The sequence below is a fragment of the uncultured Oscillibacter sp. genome, from assembly GCF_900544955.1.
Lineage (GTDB): Bacteria > Bacillota > Clostridia > Oscillospirales > Oscillospiraceae > Oscillibacter.
In genome coordinates this window covers 1-17,963 of sequence record NZ_UQXD01000032.1, presented here as the reverse complement: position 1 = coordinate 17,963, position 17,963 = coordinate 1, and the positions used below count along the sequence as shown (strand labels likewise).

At 67.2% G+C, this 17,963-nt stretch carries 19 protein-coding genes and 1 pseudogene; 12 read left to right on the top strand and 8 right to left on the bottom strand.

From position 1 onward, the window contains the following. Positions 1 to 5 precede the first annotated feature (5 nt). Genes ilvN (QZS21_RS08395) through QZS21_RS08370 form a run of 6 tightly spaced genes read left to right on the top strand, consistent with a single transcriptional unit; the run spans position 6 to position 6,839 of the window. Positions 6 to 491: an acetolactate synthase small subunit gene (gene ilvN, locus QZS21_RS08395; protein WP_295582304.1), complete on the top strand. Its 486-nt coding sequence runs from the start codon at positions 6 to 8 to the stop codon at positions 489 to 491. A gap of 32 nt (positions 492 to 523) precedes the next feature. Further along, positions 524 to 2,227: a biosynthetic-type acetolactate synthase large subunit gene (gene ilvB / locus QZS21_RS08390; protein WP_295582302.1), complete on the top strand. Its 1,704-nt coding sequence runs from the start codon at positions 524 to 526 to the stop codon at positions 2,225 to 2,227. Between the two features lie 13 nt (positions 2,228 to 2,240). Then, a complete protein-coding gene (ilvN, locus tag QZS21_RS08385) occupies positions 2,241 to 2,807 on the top strand; it encodes an acetolactate synthase small subunit (protein ID WP_295582300.1) in 567 nt (188 codons plus the stop codon). Further along, entirely contained in the window at positions 2,788 to 3,807 is a 1,020-nt protein-coding gene (ilvC, locus tag QZS21_RS08380; protein WP_295582298.1) for a ketol-acid reductoisomerase, read from the top strand. The genes ilvN (QZS21_RS08385) and ilvC overlap by 20 nt, the downstream gene beginning before the upstream one ends. 11 nt (positions 3,808 to 3,818) lie before the next feature. Then, a complete protein-coding gene (gene ilvD / locus QZS21_RS08375; protein WP_295582295.1) occupies positions 3,819 to 5,480 on the top strand; it encodes a dihydroxy-acid dehydratase in 1,662 nt (553 codons plus the stop codon). Positions 5,481 to 5,531: 51 nt separating this feature from the next. Further along, entirely contained in the window at positions 5,532 to 6,839 is a 1,308-nt protein-coding gene (locus QZS21_RS08370; RefSeq protein ID WP_295582293.1) for an ATP-binding protein, read from the top strand. Positions 6,840 to 6,891: 52 nt separating this feature from the next. On the opposite strand, the gene QZS21_RS08365 is transcribed toward QZS21_RS08370, so the two are convergent. From QZS21_RS08365 to QZS21_RS08355, 3 genes are all read right to left on the bottom strand, one after another. Further along, entirely contained in the window at positions 6,892 to 7,374 is a 483-nt protein-coding gene (locus QZS21_RS08365) for a hypothetical protein (protein ID WP_295582291.1), read from the bottom strand. Positions 7,375 to 7,409: 35 nt separating this feature from the next. After that, positions 7,410 to 8,012: an AAA family ATPase gene (locus QZS21_RS08360; protein WP_295582289.1), complete on the bottom strand. Its 603-nt coding sequence runs from the start codon at positions 8,010 to 8,012 to the stop codon at positions 7,410 to 7,412. Between the two features lie 91 nt (positions 8,013 to 8,103). Next, positions 8,104 to 9,474, bottom strand: a complete 1,371-nt coding sequence (locus QZS21_RS08355; protein WP_295582286.1) for an RNA-binding domain-containing protein — start codon at positions 9,472 to 9,474, stop codon at positions 8,104 to 8,106. A 137-nt stretch (positions 9,475 to 9,611) separates the two neighbouring features. Between QZS21_RS08355 and QZS21_RS08350 the strand changes: the two genes are divergently transcribed. The 5 genes and pseudogenes from QZS21_RS08350 to QZS21_RS08330 all read left to right on the top strand — a co-directional run bounded on the left by QZS21_RS08350 (position 9,612) and on the right by QZS21_RS08330 (position 13,645). Next, on the top strand, positions 9,612 to 10,547 hold the full coding sequence (locus QZS21_RS08350; protein WP_295582284.1) for a sugar-binding transcriptional regulator: 936 nt from the start codon (positions 9,612 to 9,614) through the stop codon (positions 10,545 to 10,547). A gap of 184 nt (positions 10,548 to 10,731) precedes the next feature. Beyond that, on the top strand, positions 10,732 to 11,358 hold the full coding sequence (locus QZS21_RS08345) for a DAK2 domain-containing protein (protein ID WP_295582282.1): 627 nt from the start codon (positions 10,732 to 10,734) through the stop codon (positions 11,356 to 11,358). 23 nt (positions 11,359 to 11,381) lie between these two features. Further along, positions 11,382 to 12,381: pseudogene (locus QZS21_RS08340) on the top strand (dihydroxyacetone kinase subunit DhaK). Positions 12,382 to 12,427: 46 nt separating this feature from the next. Continuing rightward, complete coding sequence (gene lsrF / locus QZS21_RS08335; RefSeq protein ID WP_295582280.1) at positions 12,428 to 13,312, top strand: 3-hydroxy-5-phosphonooxypentane-2,4-dione thiolase; 885 nt, start codon at positions 12,428 to 12,430, stop codon at positions 13,310 to 13,312. 12 nt (positions 13,313 to 13,324) lie between these two features. Continuing rightward, positions 13,325 to 13,645, top strand: a complete 321-nt coding sequence (locus QZS21_RS08330) for a hypothetical protein (protein WP_295582279.1) — start codon at positions 13,325 to 13,327, stop codon at positions 13,643 to 13,645. A gap of 259 nt (positions 13,646 to 13,904) precedes the next feature. On the opposite strand, the gene QZS21_RS08325 is transcribed toward QZS21_RS08330, so the two are convergent. The 5 genes from QZS21_RS08325 to yedE form a co-directional block, all read right to left on the bottom strand. Continuing rightward, entirely contained in the window at positions 13,905 to 14,069 is a 165-nt protein-coding gene (locus QZS21_RS08325) for a hypothetical protein (protein ID WP_295582277.1), read from the bottom strand. 227 nt (positions 14,070 to 14,296) lie between these two features. Beyond that, complete coding sequence (gene selD / locus QZS21_RS08320) at positions 14,297 to 15,334, bottom strand: selenide, water dikinase SelD (RefSeq protein WP_295582274.1); 1,038 nt, start codon at positions 15,332 to 15,334, stop codon at positions 14,297 to 14,299. Then, positions 15,319 to 15,600, bottom strand: coding sequence for a DUF3343 domain-containing protein (locus QZS21_RS08315; protein WP_295582272.1), 282 nt, complete (start codon positions 15,598 to 15,600; stop codon positions 15,319 to 15,321). Before QZS21_RS08315 ends, selD begins: the two co-directional genes overlap by 16 nt. Next, positions 15,597 to 15,806, bottom strand: a complete 210-nt coding sequence (locus QZS21_RS08310; RefSeq protein ID WP_295582269.1) for a sulfurtransferase TusA family protein — start codon at positions 15,804 to 15,806, stop codon at positions 15,597 to 15,599. Before QZS21_RS08310 ends, QZS21_RS08315 begins: the two co-directional genes overlap by 4 nt. Then, positions 15,806 to 16,909: a YedE family putative selenium transporter gene (gene yedE / locus QZS21_RS08305; RefSeq protein ID WP_295582267.1), complete on the bottom strand. Its 1,104-nt coding sequence runs from the start codon at positions 16,907 to 16,909 to the stop codon at positions 15,806 to 15,808. The genes QZS21_RS08310 and yedE overlap by 1 nt, the downstream gene beginning before the upstream one ends. A gap of 146 nt (positions 16,910 to 17,055) precedes the next feature. On the opposite strand from yedE, the gene QZS21_RS08300 reads away from it, so the two are divergent. Then, the coding region (locus QZS21_RS08300) for an aminotransferase class V-fold PLP-dependent enzyme (protein ID WP_295582265.1) at positions 17,056 to 17,963 on the top strand (908 nt) is incomplete at its 3' end.

Sequence of the window (17,963 nt, the reverse complement as noted above, 5' to 3'; positions counted from 1 at the left end):
ACGCCATGAAACAGACCATATCCGTCCTGGTGGAAAACCAGGCAGGCGTGCTGAACCGCATCACCAGCCTGTTCTCCCGCCGGGCGTTCAACATCGACTCCCTGGCGGTGGGCGTCACCGACGACCCCGCCGTCTCCCGCATCACCATCATCGTCGAGAGCGGCAACAGCGTGGTGGAGCAGGTGGAAAAGCAGCTGAACAAGCTGGTGGAGGTCATCAAGGTCCGCACCCTGGACGAGGGCACCTTCATCGGCCGGGAGCTGATGATTCTGAAGGTCAGCGCCAACAGCAAAACCCGGACCAACATCATGACCATCTGCGGCATCTGCGGCGCCAAGGTCTCGGACATCTCCCCCGTCTCCATGACCATGGAGCTGTCCGACACGCCGGACCGGCTGGACAGCTTCCAGGAGATGATGCGCACCTTCAACATCCTGGAGGTGGTCCGCACCGGCGTCATCGCCCTGCAAAAGGGCGGCGGCAAGATTTGAGGGCCGCCTGCGGCAAAGAGGAGGAATACGTCTTGAAGATTCGCGCAACCCAGGCCATCATGGAATGCCTGCTGGAGCAGGAGGTGGACACCGTCTTCGGCTACCCCGGCGGCACCATTTTGAACCTCTACGACGAGCTCTACCGCTACCAGGACCGGATTCGCCACGTGCTGACGGCCCACGAGCAGGGCGCCGCCCACGCGGCGGACGGCTACGCCCGGTCCACGGGCAAGGTGGGCGTGTGCTTCGCCACCTCCGGCCCCGGCGCCACCAACCTCACCACCGGCATCGCCACCGCCCACCTGGACTCCTCCCCCGTGGTGTTCATCACCTGCAACGTGGGGGAGAGCCTGCTGGGCAAGGACGCCTTCCAGGAGGTGGACTCCACCGGCATCGCCATGCCCATCACCAAGGCGGCCTTCTTGGTGCGGGACGCCCGGCAGATTCCCGACGTGATGCGCCAGGCCTTCGCCGTGGCCGCCACGGGGCGGCCCGGGCCGGTGCTCATCGACTTTTTGAAAAACGTGACGGCCCCGGACCAGGAGATTGACTACACCTTTATCCCCTGGCGGGAGAACCGGACCTGCGGCAGCATCCAGACCCTGGGGGACGGCCACGGCCCGGGAAAGCCGGAGCCGAACCGCCAGGACGTGGACAGGCTGCTGGAGATGATCGCCCAGGCGGAGCGGCCGCTGCTGATCTGCGGCGGCGGCGTGGTCCGGGGCCGGGCCCACCGGGAGTTCCGGGAGTTTGCGGAGAAGCTGGACGTCCCGGTGGCCATCACCGTCATGGGCGGCGGCGGCTTCCCGGGGAACCACCCCCTCACCACCGGCATGATCGGGATGCACGGCTCCCGGGCCTCCAACGTGGCCTGCGACGAGTGCGACCTGCTCATCGCCGTGGGCTGCCGCTTCTCTGACCGGGTGGCCCTGGATCCGGCCACCTTCGCCGCTCAGAGCAAAATCGTCCAGATCGACATCGACCGGGCGGAGATCGACAAAAACGTGGTGACGGACCACCACATCATCGGCTCCGCCCGCCGGGTGCTCGCACTGCTGAATCAGGGGATGCCCCAATACCGCCACCCCGGCTGGAAAGAGCGCATCCTCCCCATGCGGACGCCCCCCGAGGCGGGGGACGGCGCCTGCCTGACGCCCCAGCAGGTGCTGGAGGTCATCCGGCAGCGGGCCCCCCGGGACGCCATTGTGGCCACCGACGTGGGTCAGCACCAGATGTGGGCCATCAAATACCTTCACTTCGACTACCCCGGCCAGCTCCTCACCAGCGGCGGCTTCGGCACCATGGGCTTCGGCCTGGGGGCTGCCATCGGCGCTCAGATGGGGAACCCGGACAAGCGGGTGCTCCACATCACCGGCGACGGGTGCTTCCGCATGAACTGCCATGAGCTGTGCACCGTGGAGCACTACGGACTGCCCATCGTCTCCGTGATCTTCAACAACGGCACGCTGGGCATGGTCCGCCAGTGGCAGAGCCTGATCTACGGCAAGCGCTTCTCCCAGACCACCCTGGATCGTGGACCGGACTTCGTGAAGCTGGCGGAGGCCTACGGGCTCCGGGGCTTCCGGGTGCGGACCCGGGCGGAGATGGAGCAGGCGCTGGCGGAGGCGCTGGCGGCGGGCACCGGCGCGGTGATCGACTGCGTGCTGGATATCGACGAGATGGTGCGGCCCATGGTGGCCGCGGGCTCCGCCATCACGGACTTTCTGCTGAACTGAGGGAGGGACGGCGATGAAACGGCAATTGGACACGGAGCGCAAGCTCTATACCCTCTGCATTCTGGTGCGGGACATCCCCGGCGTTTTGAGCCAGGTGGCCCGCCTGTTCTCCCGGAAGGGCTACAACATCGAATCCATCGTCTCCGGCGAGACGGACCGCCCCGGCATCACCCGCATCACCATCGGCATTTTGGCGGACGAGGCCATGCTGGAGCAGATCGCCGCCCAGTGCAGCAAGCTGCTGCCGGTGACGGCGGTGAAGATTCTGGACGAGGACACCTCCATCCGGCGGGAGATCGCCCTGGTGAAGGTGGCCGCCGCCGACCGGGGCGCCAGGGACGAGGTGATCCAGCTGGCCAACATCTTCCGGGCCAAGGTCATCGACGTGGGGCGGGAGAGCCTGACGCTGGGCATCTTCGGCAGCGGCAGCAAGATCACGGCGCTGATCGGGATGCTGACGGACTTCGGCATTCTGGAGATCGCAAAGACCGGTACTATCGCAATCGAGAGAGGGCGTAGCACGATATATGACGGCAACAAATTGAAGGAGGAATATGATTATGGCAAACATGTATTATGAGAAGGACTGCGACCTGGGGAAGCTGGACGGGAAGAAGATCACCATCATCGGCTATGGCTCCCAGGGCCATGCCCATGCCCTGAACCTGAAGGAATCCGGCTGCGACGTGTGCGTGGGCCTGCGCCAGGGCAGCAAGAACTGGGCCGCCGCCGAGAAGGCCGGGCTGAAGGTCATGACCGTGGCCGAGGCCGCCAAGTGGGGCGACATCGTGATGATGCTGGTGAACGACGAGGTCCAGGCCGAGGTCTATAAGAAGGACATCGCCCCCAACCTGGAGAGCGGCAACGCGCTGATGTTCGCCCACGGCTTCAACATCCACTTCAAGCAGATCGTCCCCCCCAAGGACGTGGATGTGCTGATGATCGCCCCCAAGGGCCCCGGCCACACCGTCCGCTCCACCTATGTGAGCGGCAAGGGCGTGCCCTGCCTGCTGGCGGTGGAGCAGAACGCCACCGGCAAGGCCTACGACATCGGCCTGGCCTACGCGGCGGGCATCGGCGGCGCCCGGGGCGGCGTGATGGAGACCACCTTCCAGGATGAGACCGAGACCGACCTCTTCGGTGAGCAGGCCGTCCTCTGCGGCGGCGTGGTGGAGCTGATGAAGCTGGGCTTCGAGACGCTGGTGGAGGCGGGCTACGCCCCCGAGAACGCCTATTTCGAGTGCATCCACGAGATGAAGCTCATCATCGACCTCATCAACAAGGGCGGCGTGGCGATGATGAACTACTCCATCTCCGACACCGCCGAGTACGGCGAGTACGTCTCCGGTCCCCGGATTCTGCCCTATGAGGAGACCAAGAAGAACATGAAGGCCGTCCTCACTGACATCCAGAACGGCACCTTCGCCGGCAAGTGGATCGCCGAGAACAAGAACGGCCGCTGCTTCTTCAACGCCACCCGGGACATCCTGGCCAAGCACCCCATGGAGACCGTGGGCGCGGAGCTGCGCAAGAACATGCTCTGGGGCGACGACACCGATCCCGACACCGCCTCCAACTGAGAACGCGGCCCATGAAAAGTGATGTGGTAAAAAAGGGCATTCCCGCCGCCCCCAACCGTTCCCTGCTCTATGCCCTGGGGTATACGAAGGAGGAGCTGGAGCGGCCCCTCATCGGCGTGGTGTGCTCCTACAATGAGATCGTCCCCGGACACATGAACCTGGACAAAATCGCCGAGGCGGTGAAGGCCGGGGTCCGGGCCGCCGGCGGCACGCCGGTGGAGTTCCCCGCCATCGCCGTGTGCGACGGCATCGCCATGGGCCACGTGGGCATGAAGTACTCCCTGGTGACCCGGGACCTGATCGCCGACTCCACGGAGGCCATGGCCCTGGCCCACCAGTTTGACGGCCTGGTGATGATCCCCAACTGCGACAAGAACGTGCCCGGCCTCCTGATGGCCGCGGCCCGGGTGAACGTGCCCACCATCTTCTGCTCCGGCGGCCCCATGCTGGCAGGCACCCTCAACGACGGACGCCGCACCTGCCTCTCCCACATGTTTGAGGCGGTGGGCGCCTACTACGCCGGCAAGCTGGACGAGGCGGGGGTGGAGGAGTACGAGAACAACGCCTGCCCCACCTGCGGCTCCTGCTCCGGCATGTACACCGCCAACTCCATGAACTGCCTCACCGAGGCCATCGGCATGGCCCTGCGGGGCAACGGCACCATTCCCGCCGTCCACTCCGCCCGGCTGCGCCTGGCCAAGCACGCGGGCATGCAGATCATGGAGCTGGTGAAGCGGGACCTCCGCCCCCGGGACATCATGACGGAGGCCGCCTTTCACAACGCGGAGGCCATCGACATGGCCCTGGGCTGCTCCACCAACACCATGCTCCACCTCCCCGCCATTGCCCACGAGTGCGGCATCGAGCTCTCCTTCGACATGGCCAACGAGATCTCCGGGCGGACGCCCAACCTCTGCCACCTGGCCCCCGCCGGGGACACCTATATGGAGGATCTGGACCGGGCCGGCGGCGTGTATGCCGTCATGGCGGAGCTGACCAAGGCCGGGCTGCTGGACACCTCCCTGCCCACCTGCACCGGCAAGACCGTGGCGGAGAACCTGGAGGGCGTGGTGAACCGGAACCCGGAGATCATCCGCCCCGTGGAGAACCCCTTTACCAAGACCGGCGGCATCGCCGTGCTGAAGGGGAACCTGGCCCCCGACGGCTGCGTGGTGAAGCAGTCCGCTGTGGCGGCGGAGATGATGGTCCACACCGGCCCCGCCCGGGTCTTCGACTGCGAGGACGACGCCATCCGGGCCATCTACGACGGGAAGATCGTGGCCGGGGACGTGGTGGTGATCCGCTACGAGGGGCCCAAGGGCGGCCCCGGCATGCGGGAGATGCTCAACCCCACCAGCGCCATCGCCGGCATGGGGCTGGACAAGGATGTGGCCCTCATCACCGACGGCCGCTTCTCCGGCGCCACCCGGGGGGCCTCCATCGGCCACGTCTCCCCGGAGGCGGCCTCCGGCGGGCCCATCGGCCTGGTGGAGGAGGGGGACCTCATCGCCATCGACATCCCCGCCCACACCATCGAGCTGAAGGTGTCCGACGAGGTGTTGGCGGCGCGGAAGGCCCGCTGGGTCTGCCCCGCCCCCCGCATCCAGACGGGCTACCTGGCCCGCTACGCCAAGATGGTCTCCTCCGCCGACCGGGGCGCGGTTCTGGAATAAACGCATGGGGCCCGCCCCGGAGGGGGCGGGCCCGCGAGAGGATTTGATCGTATGTACCGAGACCTTGCGCACCTGCTGCTGTACAGCGACCTGGGCGAGGACGAGATTTTGGTCCGCCTGGGGGAGGTCTTCCGGGATTGGGAGGCCGGCGCCGACCGCGACGCCCTGGTGGGCCGCATCTACGCCCAGATCAAGCGGCTGCTGGACCTGGCCACCGCCTGCGGCTTTGACGAGAACCTGTGGCAGTGCTACCTCACCTGGCTGCTGATGACCAACCGCAACTCCTTCACCCAGACCTGCGAGCGGGTGGGGGCCAGCCAGGGCAGCGTGAACCACTTCGCCAAAAACGACTTCGCCGTGTTCCGCCGCCTGATGCACTTCGACTTCGCCCCCTTGGAGGCGGACCTGGGTATCGACTGCTTCTCTGTGATCTGCCGGTATCAGGCCATCCCCAAGCGGGAGCGGATGTACAACCGGGACATCAGCCGCCAGGTGCGCACGTTGCGGCGGGAGCTGGCGGACGCCCCGGACGAGGAGACCATGTTCCACCTGGTGACGGATTACTACCGCCGCTACGGCTACGGCGTCTTCGCCATGAGCCGGGCCTTCCGCATCCGCCGGGAGGCGGCGGGCGGGGTGGACTTCCTGCCCATCAGCAACATCGACGGCGTGCTGCTGGACGACCTGCTGGGCTACGAGCACCAGAAGCAGGAGCTCCGCCGGAACACGGAGGCCTTCCTGGACGGCAAGCGGGCCAACAACGTGCTGCTCTACGGCGACGCGGGCACCGGCAAGTCCACCTCCGTCAAGGCCCTCATCAACGAGTATTACGACCGGGGGCTGCGGATGATCGAGATTTACAAGCACCAGTTCGGGGACCTGTCCGCCATCCTGGCCCACATCAAGAACCGGAACTACCGCTTCATCATCTTCATCGACGACCTGTCCTTTGAGGAGAACGAGGTGGAGTACAAGTTTTTGAAGGCGGTGATCGAGGGCGGCGTGGAGACCCGGCCGGACAACGTGCTGATCTACGCCACCTCCAACCGCCGCCACCTGATCCGGGAGACCTGGAACGACCGGACGGATATGGAGCACCACGGCGACATCCACCGCTCCGACACCGTGGAGGAGAAGCTGTCCCTGGCCAGCCGCTTCGGCGTGGCCATCAACTACAACGCCCCCACCCAGAAGGAGTACCAGGAGATTGTCCGGGCCCTGGCGGCCCGCCAGGGCATCGCCATGGAGGACCAGAAGCTCATGGCCATGGCCAACACCTGGGAGGTCCGCCACAGCGGCTTTTCCGGCCGCACCGCCCAGCAGTTCGTCCACTATCTGGAGGGGCTGCCCCAGACATAAACAAAGGCACCCGGATATCCGGGTGTCTTTTTCTCGCCAACTGCCGCCCTGTCTACGCCGCCGGGGCCCGCCGGCCAAAGGCGATGAACAGCCAGGGCACGAAGAATCGGAGCAGGCCGAGCCCGGGAACCGTCCCGGCGCCGCGGCGCTGAAGGTAATGGGAGAGCGTGGAGGGAAACGCCGTCCACTCCAACGGGGTTTCCAGGTGCAAAAACACCACCGCGGCGGGGCCCGTCGTGCTGCCGGAGAGCGCCTGAAGGGCGTACAGCGCCAAGCCGTAGGCCACCACAAGGGAGGCGGAGACGGCGATTTCGGCCCGGGTCTGCCGCCGCAGCAGCGCCGCCCACCCCAAAACCAGCGTGGCCGCCAGCAGCCCGCCGCTGGCCAGCAGGGACACCCCCTCGTCGATCACCCCCGGCGACACCACGCCGAAGCGGAGCACGATGCGGACGTAGCACGGCGTATACAGCCATCCCGCGACCAGGGCGATCAGCGGAACCCGCCAGAAGCTGTTCCGATACCGCGAAAAGAACACCGGGACCCCCTCCTCTCTCCGGGCCGGACGCCTCCTTACCCCGCCGCCTGGGCGGCCTCCACAATGAGCTTCACGCACAGATCGTAGCCCAGGGCGCCGCTGTCCAGGGTCATATGGTAGTTGTGGCTGTCGCCCCACTTCTTTCCGGTGTAGTGGGCGTAATAGGTGTGGCGGCTGCCGTCCTTCTTGGACAGCAGCTTTTGCAGCTCCCCGGCGTCGGTGCAGCCGGTGAGCTCGCCGGCCCGCGCCATCCGGAGGCGGTCGTCGGCGTGGATGAACACGTTGACGCAGGGGACGCCCGCCGTGCGCAGGATGTCGTCGGCGCAGCGGCCCAGAATGACGCAGGGCCCCTTCTGGGCCAGGTGGAGGATCACCGCCCGCTGCACGTCGTGAATGGCGTCCTGGGTGTCGTTATAGGAAGGGGCGGAGAGGGAGCAGATGCTCTTGAGGAAGAAGTCCGCCTTGGAGACCTCCTCCTGGTCGTGCTCCACCGTGTCCATGTCGAAGCCGCTGGCCTTCACCGTCTCCTTCACGATGTCCCGGTCGTAAAAGGGGATGTTCAGCGCCTCGGCCACCCGCTTGCCGATGGAGTGCCCGCCCGCGCCGTATTCCCGGCTGATGGTGATGATTTTGTTCATAGTCCTCTCCTCCGCTGCCGCGCCGCCTGGGCGGCTGTTCTCTGGTGCCATCATACCATACCCGCCCCGGCGGTGCAACGAAAATCTGCCGTCAGGACCGCAGCCGCCACCGCCGCTGCCCCGCCGTCTCTTCCGCCGCCAGCGTCCCCTCCCGCTCCATCCGCCGGAGCAGGTCCCGGGCGGCGGCCTCCTCCAGGCCCACCGCCCGGGCCACCTCTCCGGCGCCGGCGTCGGCGGCCTCGGTGAGGTAGACCACCACGGCTTGCCGCAGGCTGGGCCTCTCCGCCGGGGGCCGCAGGGGCAGCGTCAGCACCGTCCGGTCCGGGCCGAAGCTCTCCACCACCTCCGGCGCCTGCCAGCCCTGGGACTGCCATACTGCCCGGATGCCGGAGAGACCCCCCTGCCCGCCGCCGGCGCCGATGAGGCGGAACAGGCGGATGAGGGTGGCGTTCCGGGGGTCCGACACGCCCCCGGCCAGGGCCTCCCGCACGTCCACCCGGAAGGCGCCGGGGTTGGCGATGCGGATTTGGTTGGGCAGCTTCTGGATCACCAGCCCCCGCCGGTCCTGGTAGTCCGCGTGGGTGAGGGCGTTCACCAGGGCCTCCTGTAGGGCCCGGCGGACGGACCCCGCCTCCCCGCCGGGGAGGTTCCGGGCGATGCGGCGGTACACCCGGAAGTAAAAGTCGAAGAGGTTGCCGCTCCAGTCCCCGGAGGCGGAGAGAATCCGCGCCGCGCCCCCGGCCTCCTGATAGTCCAGGGAGTAGCCGGGGAATTCCCGGCAGATCTCCGCCTCCCGGCCCAGCATCAGCAGCCCGCCCGCCGTGGGGCGCAGCCGCCCGGCGCCGTCCCGGGCCATGGCGCCCACGCGCTGCAAAAAAACGGAGGTGTCCAGTCCCGCCTGCCCCAGGCCGGGGTGGAGGGCCTCCGCCCGGCGGCGGTAGGAGCGGACGCTGTCGCCGTCGAACACGTCGGCGGTCATGTGGGGCAGCACCCGCGTGTCCTGGGACACGTCCGCCTGGTCCCGGAGCATGCCCCGGACCTCCTGAGCGGTGCAGCGGTAGTCCCCCTCCCCGCTGCGGCGGTAGGTGCCGGCGAAGGGGTCCCGGCCGATGAACACTGGCCGGTCGTGGCGGTCCGCCCGGGGGACCTGAATCACCACAATGCGGTTGCCGCCGCTCTCCACCACCTGTACGTCCTCCCGGCCCAGGATGTTGACGCTGACGGTGCCGGGGACGCTGAGGGTGTTCCAGAAGTCCGCCGCCAGCTGGTCCGGGTCCGGCAGGGGGACGGTGGTGAAGGTCTTGTCCGCCCCCTCCACCACCCCCAGCAGAAGGAGGCCGCCGAAGGTGTTGGCAAAGGCGGAGTAGGTCTCCCAGATGCTGTGGGGCAGCCCGCCCTGGGCCTTTTTCGCCTCCAGGCGGTTGTTCTCCCGGTATTTTCCAAGGTGCTCCCAGTCCAGCATGATGCGTCCCTCCCCGCTATGGTGGTTGTTGCCGCCAGTATACCACAGCGGCGGCGGGAAGAGAAGTTGCAATTCCGAAAGCCGTGTGCTATAAGTAACCTATGTAACCCAACATTTCGGAGAGAGGGGGAGGACAGATGCAGATTTCCCGGGAAAAGCAGCAGCGGCTGGCCCACGTGGCCCGGCGGTACTATCTGGAGGACTGGAAGCAGAGCGAAATTGCCGCGGAGCTGGGCGTCTCCCGGCCCATGGTCAGCCGCCTGCTGCGGGAGGCCCGGGAGCTGGGCGTGGTGGAGATCACCGTCCACGCCCCCGGCCGGGAGGCGGAGGCCCTGCCGCCCCGCCTGCGGGAGACCACCTCCCTCACCGGCGGGGTGCTGGTGCCGGACGGCGCCGGGGACAAGGAGACCAACCTGGCCCTGTGCCGGGGGGCCCTCTCTCTGCTGGAGGAGCTGGACGCCCGGCGGGTGGGCATCGGCTGGGGCCACTTTGTGGGGCAGCTGGTGTCCCTGGTGGAGCGGGAGCCGCCCCTCCGCAGTCCGGTGGAGGAGCTGTGCCCCCTGCTGGGCAACGCGGGCATCCCCATCCGGAATTACCACACCAATGAGAACGTCCGCATCCTGGCCCACGCCTGGGGGGCGGAGCCCCGGTTCCTCTACCTCCCCGCCCTGCCGGAGAGCTACGAGGAAAAGCAGGTCCTCTGCTCCACGGAGCTGTACCGCCAGATGGAGCAGACCTGGGCGGCGGTGGACACGGCCCTGGTGAACATCGGCAATTATCCCTCCACGCCGGACTTCGCCTCCGTAGCCCGGTACGGGGACCTGCTCTCCCGGCAGCGGGCCTGCGGGCGGCTGCTGGCCTACTATTTCAACGAGAGCGGCCAGATCATCCGCTCCGACCACGACTTCGCCATCCAGATGCCCCTGGAGCAGATGAGCCGCTGCCGGAACGTGGTGGGCCTCTGCTCCGCCAACACCGCCCTCCGGGCGCTGCGGGGCGCCCTGCGCACCGGCCTCTTCACCCACATCGTGGCCCGGGCGGAGCTGGTCCGGGCGCTGGCGGACAGAATGTAACATAAGTAACCACAGCGTTCCCGCCCGGCGGGAACGCTGTGGTTTTTCTTGTGCAGACTTACCGATAAATTCTGGAATTCCTTGCCGGAATTGGAGAAAATGGGAAATGCCTCTTGCTTTTTGCACCGGTTCCGCTATCATGAACTTACAAATGTAACAAATTCGGCGGATTGGAGGAGACAGCATGCTGGACCGCACGCACATTGCCGCCATGTTTCTGGGGGCGGCGGCGCTGATGGAGGCCCATGCGGACCGACTCAGCGAGATTGACGCCCGCTTTGGGGACGGCGACCACGGCATCACCATCCGGAAGATCGCACGGCTCCTGCGGGAGCGGGTTCCCCAGTGGGGGGAGGAGAGCATCCAAGATTTCCTGGACGGCCTGGGCACGGCGGTGATGGAGGTGAAGGGCGGCTCCGCGGGGCCGCTGTACGGCACCATGATCTCCGGCCTGGGGGCGGCGCTTGGGCCGGCGGAGACGGAGCTGGACGGCGAGGGCGTGAAGCGGATGTTCACCGGATGCCTGGCGGAGATGGCGGACATCACCGACGCCAAGGTGGGCGACAAGACCATGATGGACGCCCTGATCCCCGCCGTGGAGGCGGCTCAGGCGGCCCAGGGCGGCCCGGCGGAGATTCTGGAGGCCGCTGCCGCCGCCGCTGAGGCCGGGGCCAAGGCCAGCGAGGGCTTTGTGTCCAAGTATGGCCGGGCCCGCAGCTACAAGGAGAAGACCATCGGCACGCCCGACGCCGGAGCGGTGTCCACTTCCCTGTTTTTCCGGGGCCTGGCGCAGGGCCTCTCATCCATTTGATTTAAAAGCAGGAGGACGATTCCATGAACATGAAGAAATTCATCAACAATCCGGAAGACCTCACCGACGAACTGCTGGACGGCCTGGCCGCCGCCAACCGCCACCTCCTCCACCGGGGGGAGCAGAACATGATCATCAACAACGCCCTGGACCGGGCGGACCGGGTCACCATCGTCACCCAGGGCGGCTCCGGCCATGAGCCCGCCATCTCCGGCTTCGTGGGCGAGGGCATGGTGGATATCTCCGTGGTGGGCGACGTCTTCGCCGCCCCCGGCCCCCAGGCCTGTGTGGACGCCATCAAGCTGGCGGACAGAGGCAAGGGCGTGCTGTACATCGTGCTGAACCACGCCGGGGACATGCTCACCGGCAACCTCACCATGAAGCAGGCGAAAAAGCTGGGGTTGAACGTGGTGAAGGTGGTCACCCAGGAGGACGTGTCCAACGCCCCCCCGGGAAAACGCCGGGGACCGCCGGGGTCTGGTGGGCTGCATCCCCACCTATAAAATCGCCGGCGCCGCCGCTGCCGAGGGCAGGAGCCTGGAGGAGGTGGCGGCTGTGGCCCAGCGCTTCGCGGACAACATGGCCACGTTGGCCGTGGCCGTCCGAGGCGCCACCCATCCCTCCACCGGCGCCGCCCTGGCGGATCTGGGAGAGGACGATATGGAGATCGGCATGGGCCAGCACGGCGAGGGCGGCGGAGGCCGCCAACTGATGAAGAGCGCCGACGAGACCGCCGAGATCATGGTCAACGCCCTGGTGCGGGACATCGGCATCCAGCCCGGGGAGAAGGTCATGCTCATCATCAACGGCTCCGGCGCCACCACGCTGATGGAGCAGCTCATTATCTACCGCAAGTGCGAGCAGGTGCTCCGGGCCCAGAATATTGAGATCGTGGCCAACTACGTGGGCGAGCTGCTGACCGTCCAGGAGCAGGCGGGCTTCCAGATGTTCATGGCCCGGATGGACGACGAGCTGCTGCGGCTGTGGAACGCCCCCTGCCGCACCCCCTATCTGACGAAATAACCCCATTCCCGCAGGCGCCGGAGGGCGCCCGGAAGGAGACGGATCTATGGCAGACAACATTGGAAACAAGGCCGCCCACGACTACCACCTGGACGTTCCGGCGGCCCGGGAGGGCTTTTACGTCAAGGGCGCGGCCCACTGCGGCTGGGGCATGAAAAACCGCCTGGCCCGGCTGTTTCAGGCCCGCTCCGGCAACGCCGTCATGCTGGCCTTTGACCACGGGTACATCATGGGGCCCACCGCGGGGCTGGAGCGCATCGACCTGGTGATTCCGCCGCTGATTCCCTATGTGGACGTGCTGATGGGCACCAAGGGCGTCATCCACGCCTGCATCTCCCCCGCCGCCCCGGTGGCCAAGTGCGTCCGGGTGACCTACGACTCCACTGTGCTCTACGACGATATGTCCAACGGCGGCGGCATCGCCTGCGATGTGGAAAACGCCATCCGCATGAACGCGGACTGCATGGCGGTTCAGACCTTCATCGGCGCCCCCGGGGAGTCCCGCTCCCTGGAGCTGCTGAGCCGCACGGCAGACGCCGGTGCCCGGTACGGCATCCCCACCCTGGGCGTGGTGGCCGTGGGCAAGCAGATGGAGCGGACGGAGAAGTTTTTCCAATTGGCCACCCGGGTTCTGGCGGAAAACGGGGCCAACGTGGTGAAGAGCTACTACTGCGAGGGCTTTGAGCGGGTGGCCGCCGCCTGCCCGGTGCCCATCGTCATCGCCGGCGGCAAGAAGCTGCCGGAGCTGGAGGCACTGGAGATGGCCTACCGGGCCATCGACCAGGGGGCCCGGGGGGTGGACATGGGCCGGAACATCTTCCAGTCCGACTGCCCCGCCGGCATGGCCCAGGCCATCGGCAAGGTGGTCCACGAGGGCTATACCGCCCGGCAGGCCCTGGAGGTCTATCAGGAGATCAAAAACGCCGAATAAGGAGGACGCGACATGGCCGCAGCGTATATGCACATCGGCATCCCCGTCACCAACAAAAAGCCCGGCATGACCTACAACGAGGGGGGCAAGTTCTGGGTCAGCAATGTAGATGACTACGATTACAAGATCGAATACCTGAAATTCGAGGAGGGAACCCCCTTCCCGGAGGTGCTCCACCGCAATCCCCACGTGGCCTACCGGGTGGACGACCTGGAAGCCTACCTGGCGGACGCGGACAGCGTGATCTGCGGGCCCATGCCCGCCGGAGACACCGCCCGGCTGGCCTTCGTCTGGAAGGACGGCGCCATCCTGGAGCTCTATCAGGAAACTTAAAAAAGAGACCGGCGCGGGAAGAAGTCCGCGCCGGTCTCTTTTCGGCTGCCTGCCGGAGAGATGAAAAGGGGAGAGAATGTGAGGTGAGGATTATCGTAAACCGCCGAAGCGGACGTAGTTGCGGATGACAGCGGCAAACGCGGTCTCGTGAACGGTCTTCATAAACGCTGCTCCTTTCGATGCGGCAGGGCTTACTGAACCCCGCCGAAGCGGACGTAGTTGCGGATGACGGCGGCAAATACCGGGTCGTTTTGTGTTTTCATCGGAGTGCTCCTTTCCATCCCAGCAGCGCGCCGCGCTTCAGACAAGTTATCATGCGGGAGAAGCAGCTCATGCTGGCCAGGCTGGCGTTGCCATAGCTTGTGTAGGGCGAGCAGGAGAACTTCCTCCGGTAGACGAGGCGGTTGGGCATCCGGTCCATCATGTCAAACATCTCCTTTTTGTTGGGTTTTGGAGGGGTTTGTTCCCTCTTTGTGCCTTTATCATAGGCCCGGAGGAGGAAAAAGTCAAAACGTTAAAACCGATGGGCGGCATTGTTAAAATTAATACACATCCCGGCGGCCCCGGCATACGGCCACAGCCCCCGGAGAACCGGGTCCTTTCAGGACCGGTTCTCCGGGGGCTGTGCGGGGGTACGGCGGGAATCGCCCGCTATTCCAAAACGATGGCCGTCTCCTGCCGGGGCGTCACATGGCCCACCACGGCGGCCTCCGGCACGGCGTTCTCCAGCGCCCGCAGGCAGGCGGGCGCCTCCTGCTCCGGCAGGGCGAACAGCAGTCCCCCGCTGGTCTGGGGGTCATAGAGGATATCCTGCATCGCCCGGGAGACCGGCCCGGCCAGGCGGACCTCCGACTCGGCGAAGGAGCGGTTGCGGTAGGCGCCGGCGGGGACGAACCCCATCTCCGCCAGGGCATAGGCCTCCCGGTGGTAGGGGACGGCGGCGCTGTGGAGATGGATGGTGCAGCCGCTGCCCTGGGCCATCTCGCAGCAGTGGCCCAGCAGGGCGAAGCCGGTGACGTCCGTGCAGCTGTGGACGGAGAAGCGGACCATGACGTCCCGGGCGGCCTTGTTCAGGGCCGCCATTTGGCGGTAAATCCGGTCCAGCACCGGCGGGTCCACCAATTCCGCCTTGGCGGCGGTGGTCAGGATTCCGATGCCCAGGGGCTTTGTCAGAATCAGCACGTCGCCGGGCCGGGCGCCGCTGTTGGTCAGCACCCGCTGGGGATGGACGAAGCCGGACACCGCCAGGCCGTAGATGGGCTCGGCCCCCTGGATGGTGTGCCCGCCGGTGATGAGCACCCCCGCCTCGTAGGCCTTGGTATAGCCGCCCCGCAGAATCTCCTGGACGGCGGCGGGCGCCATTCCCTCCGCCGTGCACAGGATGTTCAGCGCCAGCTTCGGCTCTCCGCCCATGGCGTACACGTCGCTGATGGCGTTGGCCGCGGCGATCTGGCCGAAGAGGAAGGGATCGTCCACAATGGGGGGGAAGAAATCCGTGGTCTGCACCAGGGCGGTCTGCTCGTCCAGCACGTAGACGCTGGCGTCGTCGCTCTTGTCGTAGCCCACGATGAGCCGGGGGTCCCGGCGGGTGGGAAAGCCCTCCAGCATCCGGCTCAGGGTGCCCGCCCCCACCTTGGCGCCGCATCCGGCGCAGCTGGCCAGCTTGGTCAGCTTTACGGCTGTCTCCATGGCGCCGCACCTCCCTCCGCTCCGCTCTCCGCCGCCCGGTACAGCGTCCGGTAGCCCGTTTCGGCGGCCTCCACCACCTGCTCCGCCTCGTCGGGGCGGAGCAGGTCCAGCCGGGGCCCGGCGCCCTCGTAGGAGACGCAGGTGCCGCAGCTGCTGCTCAGACTTCGGGGCACCGGCATGAGGCGGGCGGGGACCCCCGCCGCCTCGCAGCTCCGCTTGAAGCGGACGGCGCCGAAGTGGGAATAAAAGGTGGCGATGTAGGTCATGGCCTGGTCAGCGTCAGCGTGTACACGCCGTCCCGCTCCTCCACGGACACCCGGTAGCCCTGGTGTTCCCCGTAGCGGGTCACGTTCTCCCGGGACACGGGATTGTCCACCAGGATTTGGTAGGCCGCCTTGCCGGATGCCATGGCCCGCCGGGCCAGGATCACCGGCTCCGGGCAGGAGAGCCCTCTCGCGTCGATCTGTTCCATCAGGAAACGCCTCCTTTTTTACTGCCGCCCGCACGGGTGTGCAGGCAGGCGATGGCCAGGGCCGCCGCAAGGCCCAGCGCCACGGCAATTTTTCCGTGGGCGGTGGGTCCCTCCGCGCTGGAGGCCAGGCCGAAGTTGTGGGCGCAGGCGGCGCCCAGCACCATGCCCAGCACCGCCACGGCGCTGTCCGTGTTCCCCTCCCCCGCTAAAACCAGCTGGCGCAGGGGGCAGCCGCCCAGCAGGACGCAGCCCAGGCCCGTCAGCAGCATCCCCAGGAAGTTCCACAGCCCGTCGGTGTGGGCCACCGGTTGGCCGGAGAAGCCCAGGGAGAAATAGGTGCCGCCGGTGGCGGCGGTCAGGATCAGGTTGCACGCCAGGGCGCCCAGCAGCACGGCGGCAAGCCCCGCCAGCAGCTTCCACTCCCGGAACAGCACCGCGTCCCGGATGCCCCCCACCATGCACAGCCGGGTCCGCTGGGCCAGGGCCCCCACCAGAAGGCCCGCGGCCAGGCTCACCAAGACGGCGGCGTGGCTGCCGCCGGGGCCGCCCCCGGCCTCCGTGAAGCGGAGGAGGGCTGGGGCCGCCGCCAGCAGCACCAGCAGCGATGCCGCCAGCGCCGGAAAGACGGCGCCCTCCGCCGGGGAGAGGGCGTAGGTCCGCCCCAGGGAGTAGCCCCGGTTCAGGAAGAACACCCCGGCAAGAATGCCGCAGACGAAGCCCAGCAGCCCCACCAGGGCGTTCAGGTCCCCGCCGGCCAGGCGGAGGATCATCCGGAAGGGGCAGCCCAGGAACATCAGCCCGCCGATCATCACCAAAAAGCCCAGCGCAAACCGGGTCATGGGGGCGCTGCCGCCCCGGGGCCGGAACTCCCGGCGGGAGAGGGCCAGCAGACCGCTGCCCAGCACCAGCCCTGCGATCTCCGGCCGGAGGTACTGCACTGCCGCCGCGGCGTGCAGCCCCAGGGCCCCGGCGGTGTCCCGCAGGAAGCAGGCGATGCAAAAGCCCATGTTGGCCGGATTCCCCAGCAGCACCAGCAGCGACGCCGTGACGCCGATGACCGCGCCCGAGAGCAGAATGCCCCGGGTCTCTTGTTCCAGTTTCATGTCCCTCTCCCCCCTGCGGATGCTTTCTGCTTCCATTTTAACACGGGGCGGCGGGCGGCACCAATTTAATTTATCGGGAATATCAATGAATTCATTTGATAATTCAATAAATCTGTGGTAGGCTGTCCTCAAAAGGAGGGAGATGGATGGAGCGGATTTACCTGGACAACGCCAGCACCACCTTTCCAAAGCCCCAGGCGGTGGCGGAGGCGGTCTATACCTACATGACCGGGGTGGGCAGCAACGTGGGCCGGGGCGGCTACGCCAGCGCCTACCAGGCGGAGGAGTGGGTCTACGAGACCCGGGAGCTGCTGCGGGAGCTGTTTGGCGGCGGGGACTGCAAAAATGTGGTGTTCACCAAAAACGTGACCGAGAGCCTGAACGTGCTGCTCAAGGGATTTCTGCGCCCCGGGGACCACGTGATTGTCTCCTCCATGGAGCACAACGCCGTCATGCGCCCCCTGGTGCAGCTGGCGGCGGCGGGGGTCTCCTTCACCCGGGCGCCCTGCGGCGCCGACGGCGCCCTGGACCTCCCGGCCCTGGAGGGCTGCCTCCGGCCCAATACCCGGGCGGTGGTGATGACCCACGCCTCCAACGTCTGCGGCACGGTGCTTCCGGCGGCGGAGGTGGGGGCCTTCTGCCGCCGCCGGGGCCTCCGCTTTTTTCTGGACAGCGCCCAGACTGCCGGCGTCCTGCCCATCGACATGGAGGCCATGCACATCGACGCCCTGGCCTTCACCGGCCACAAGGGCCTGCTGGGCCCCCAGGGGACCGGCGGCTTTCTGCTGCGGGAGGACCTGATCCCCCTGGTGGAGCCGCTGCTCTCCGGCGGCACCGGCAGCCTCAGCCACACGGAGGAGGTGCCCCCCTTCCTGCCGGACCGCTTTGAGCCGGGAACGCCCAACCTGCCGGGCATCATGGGGCTGCGGGCGGCGCTGCTGTGGCTGCGGGAGACGGGCATGGACCGGGTGGCCCGCCATGAGGCGGCGCTGACGGAGCGGTTTTTGCAGGGGCTGGCGCCCCTGGCTGCGGGCGGCAGGCTGCGGACGGCGGG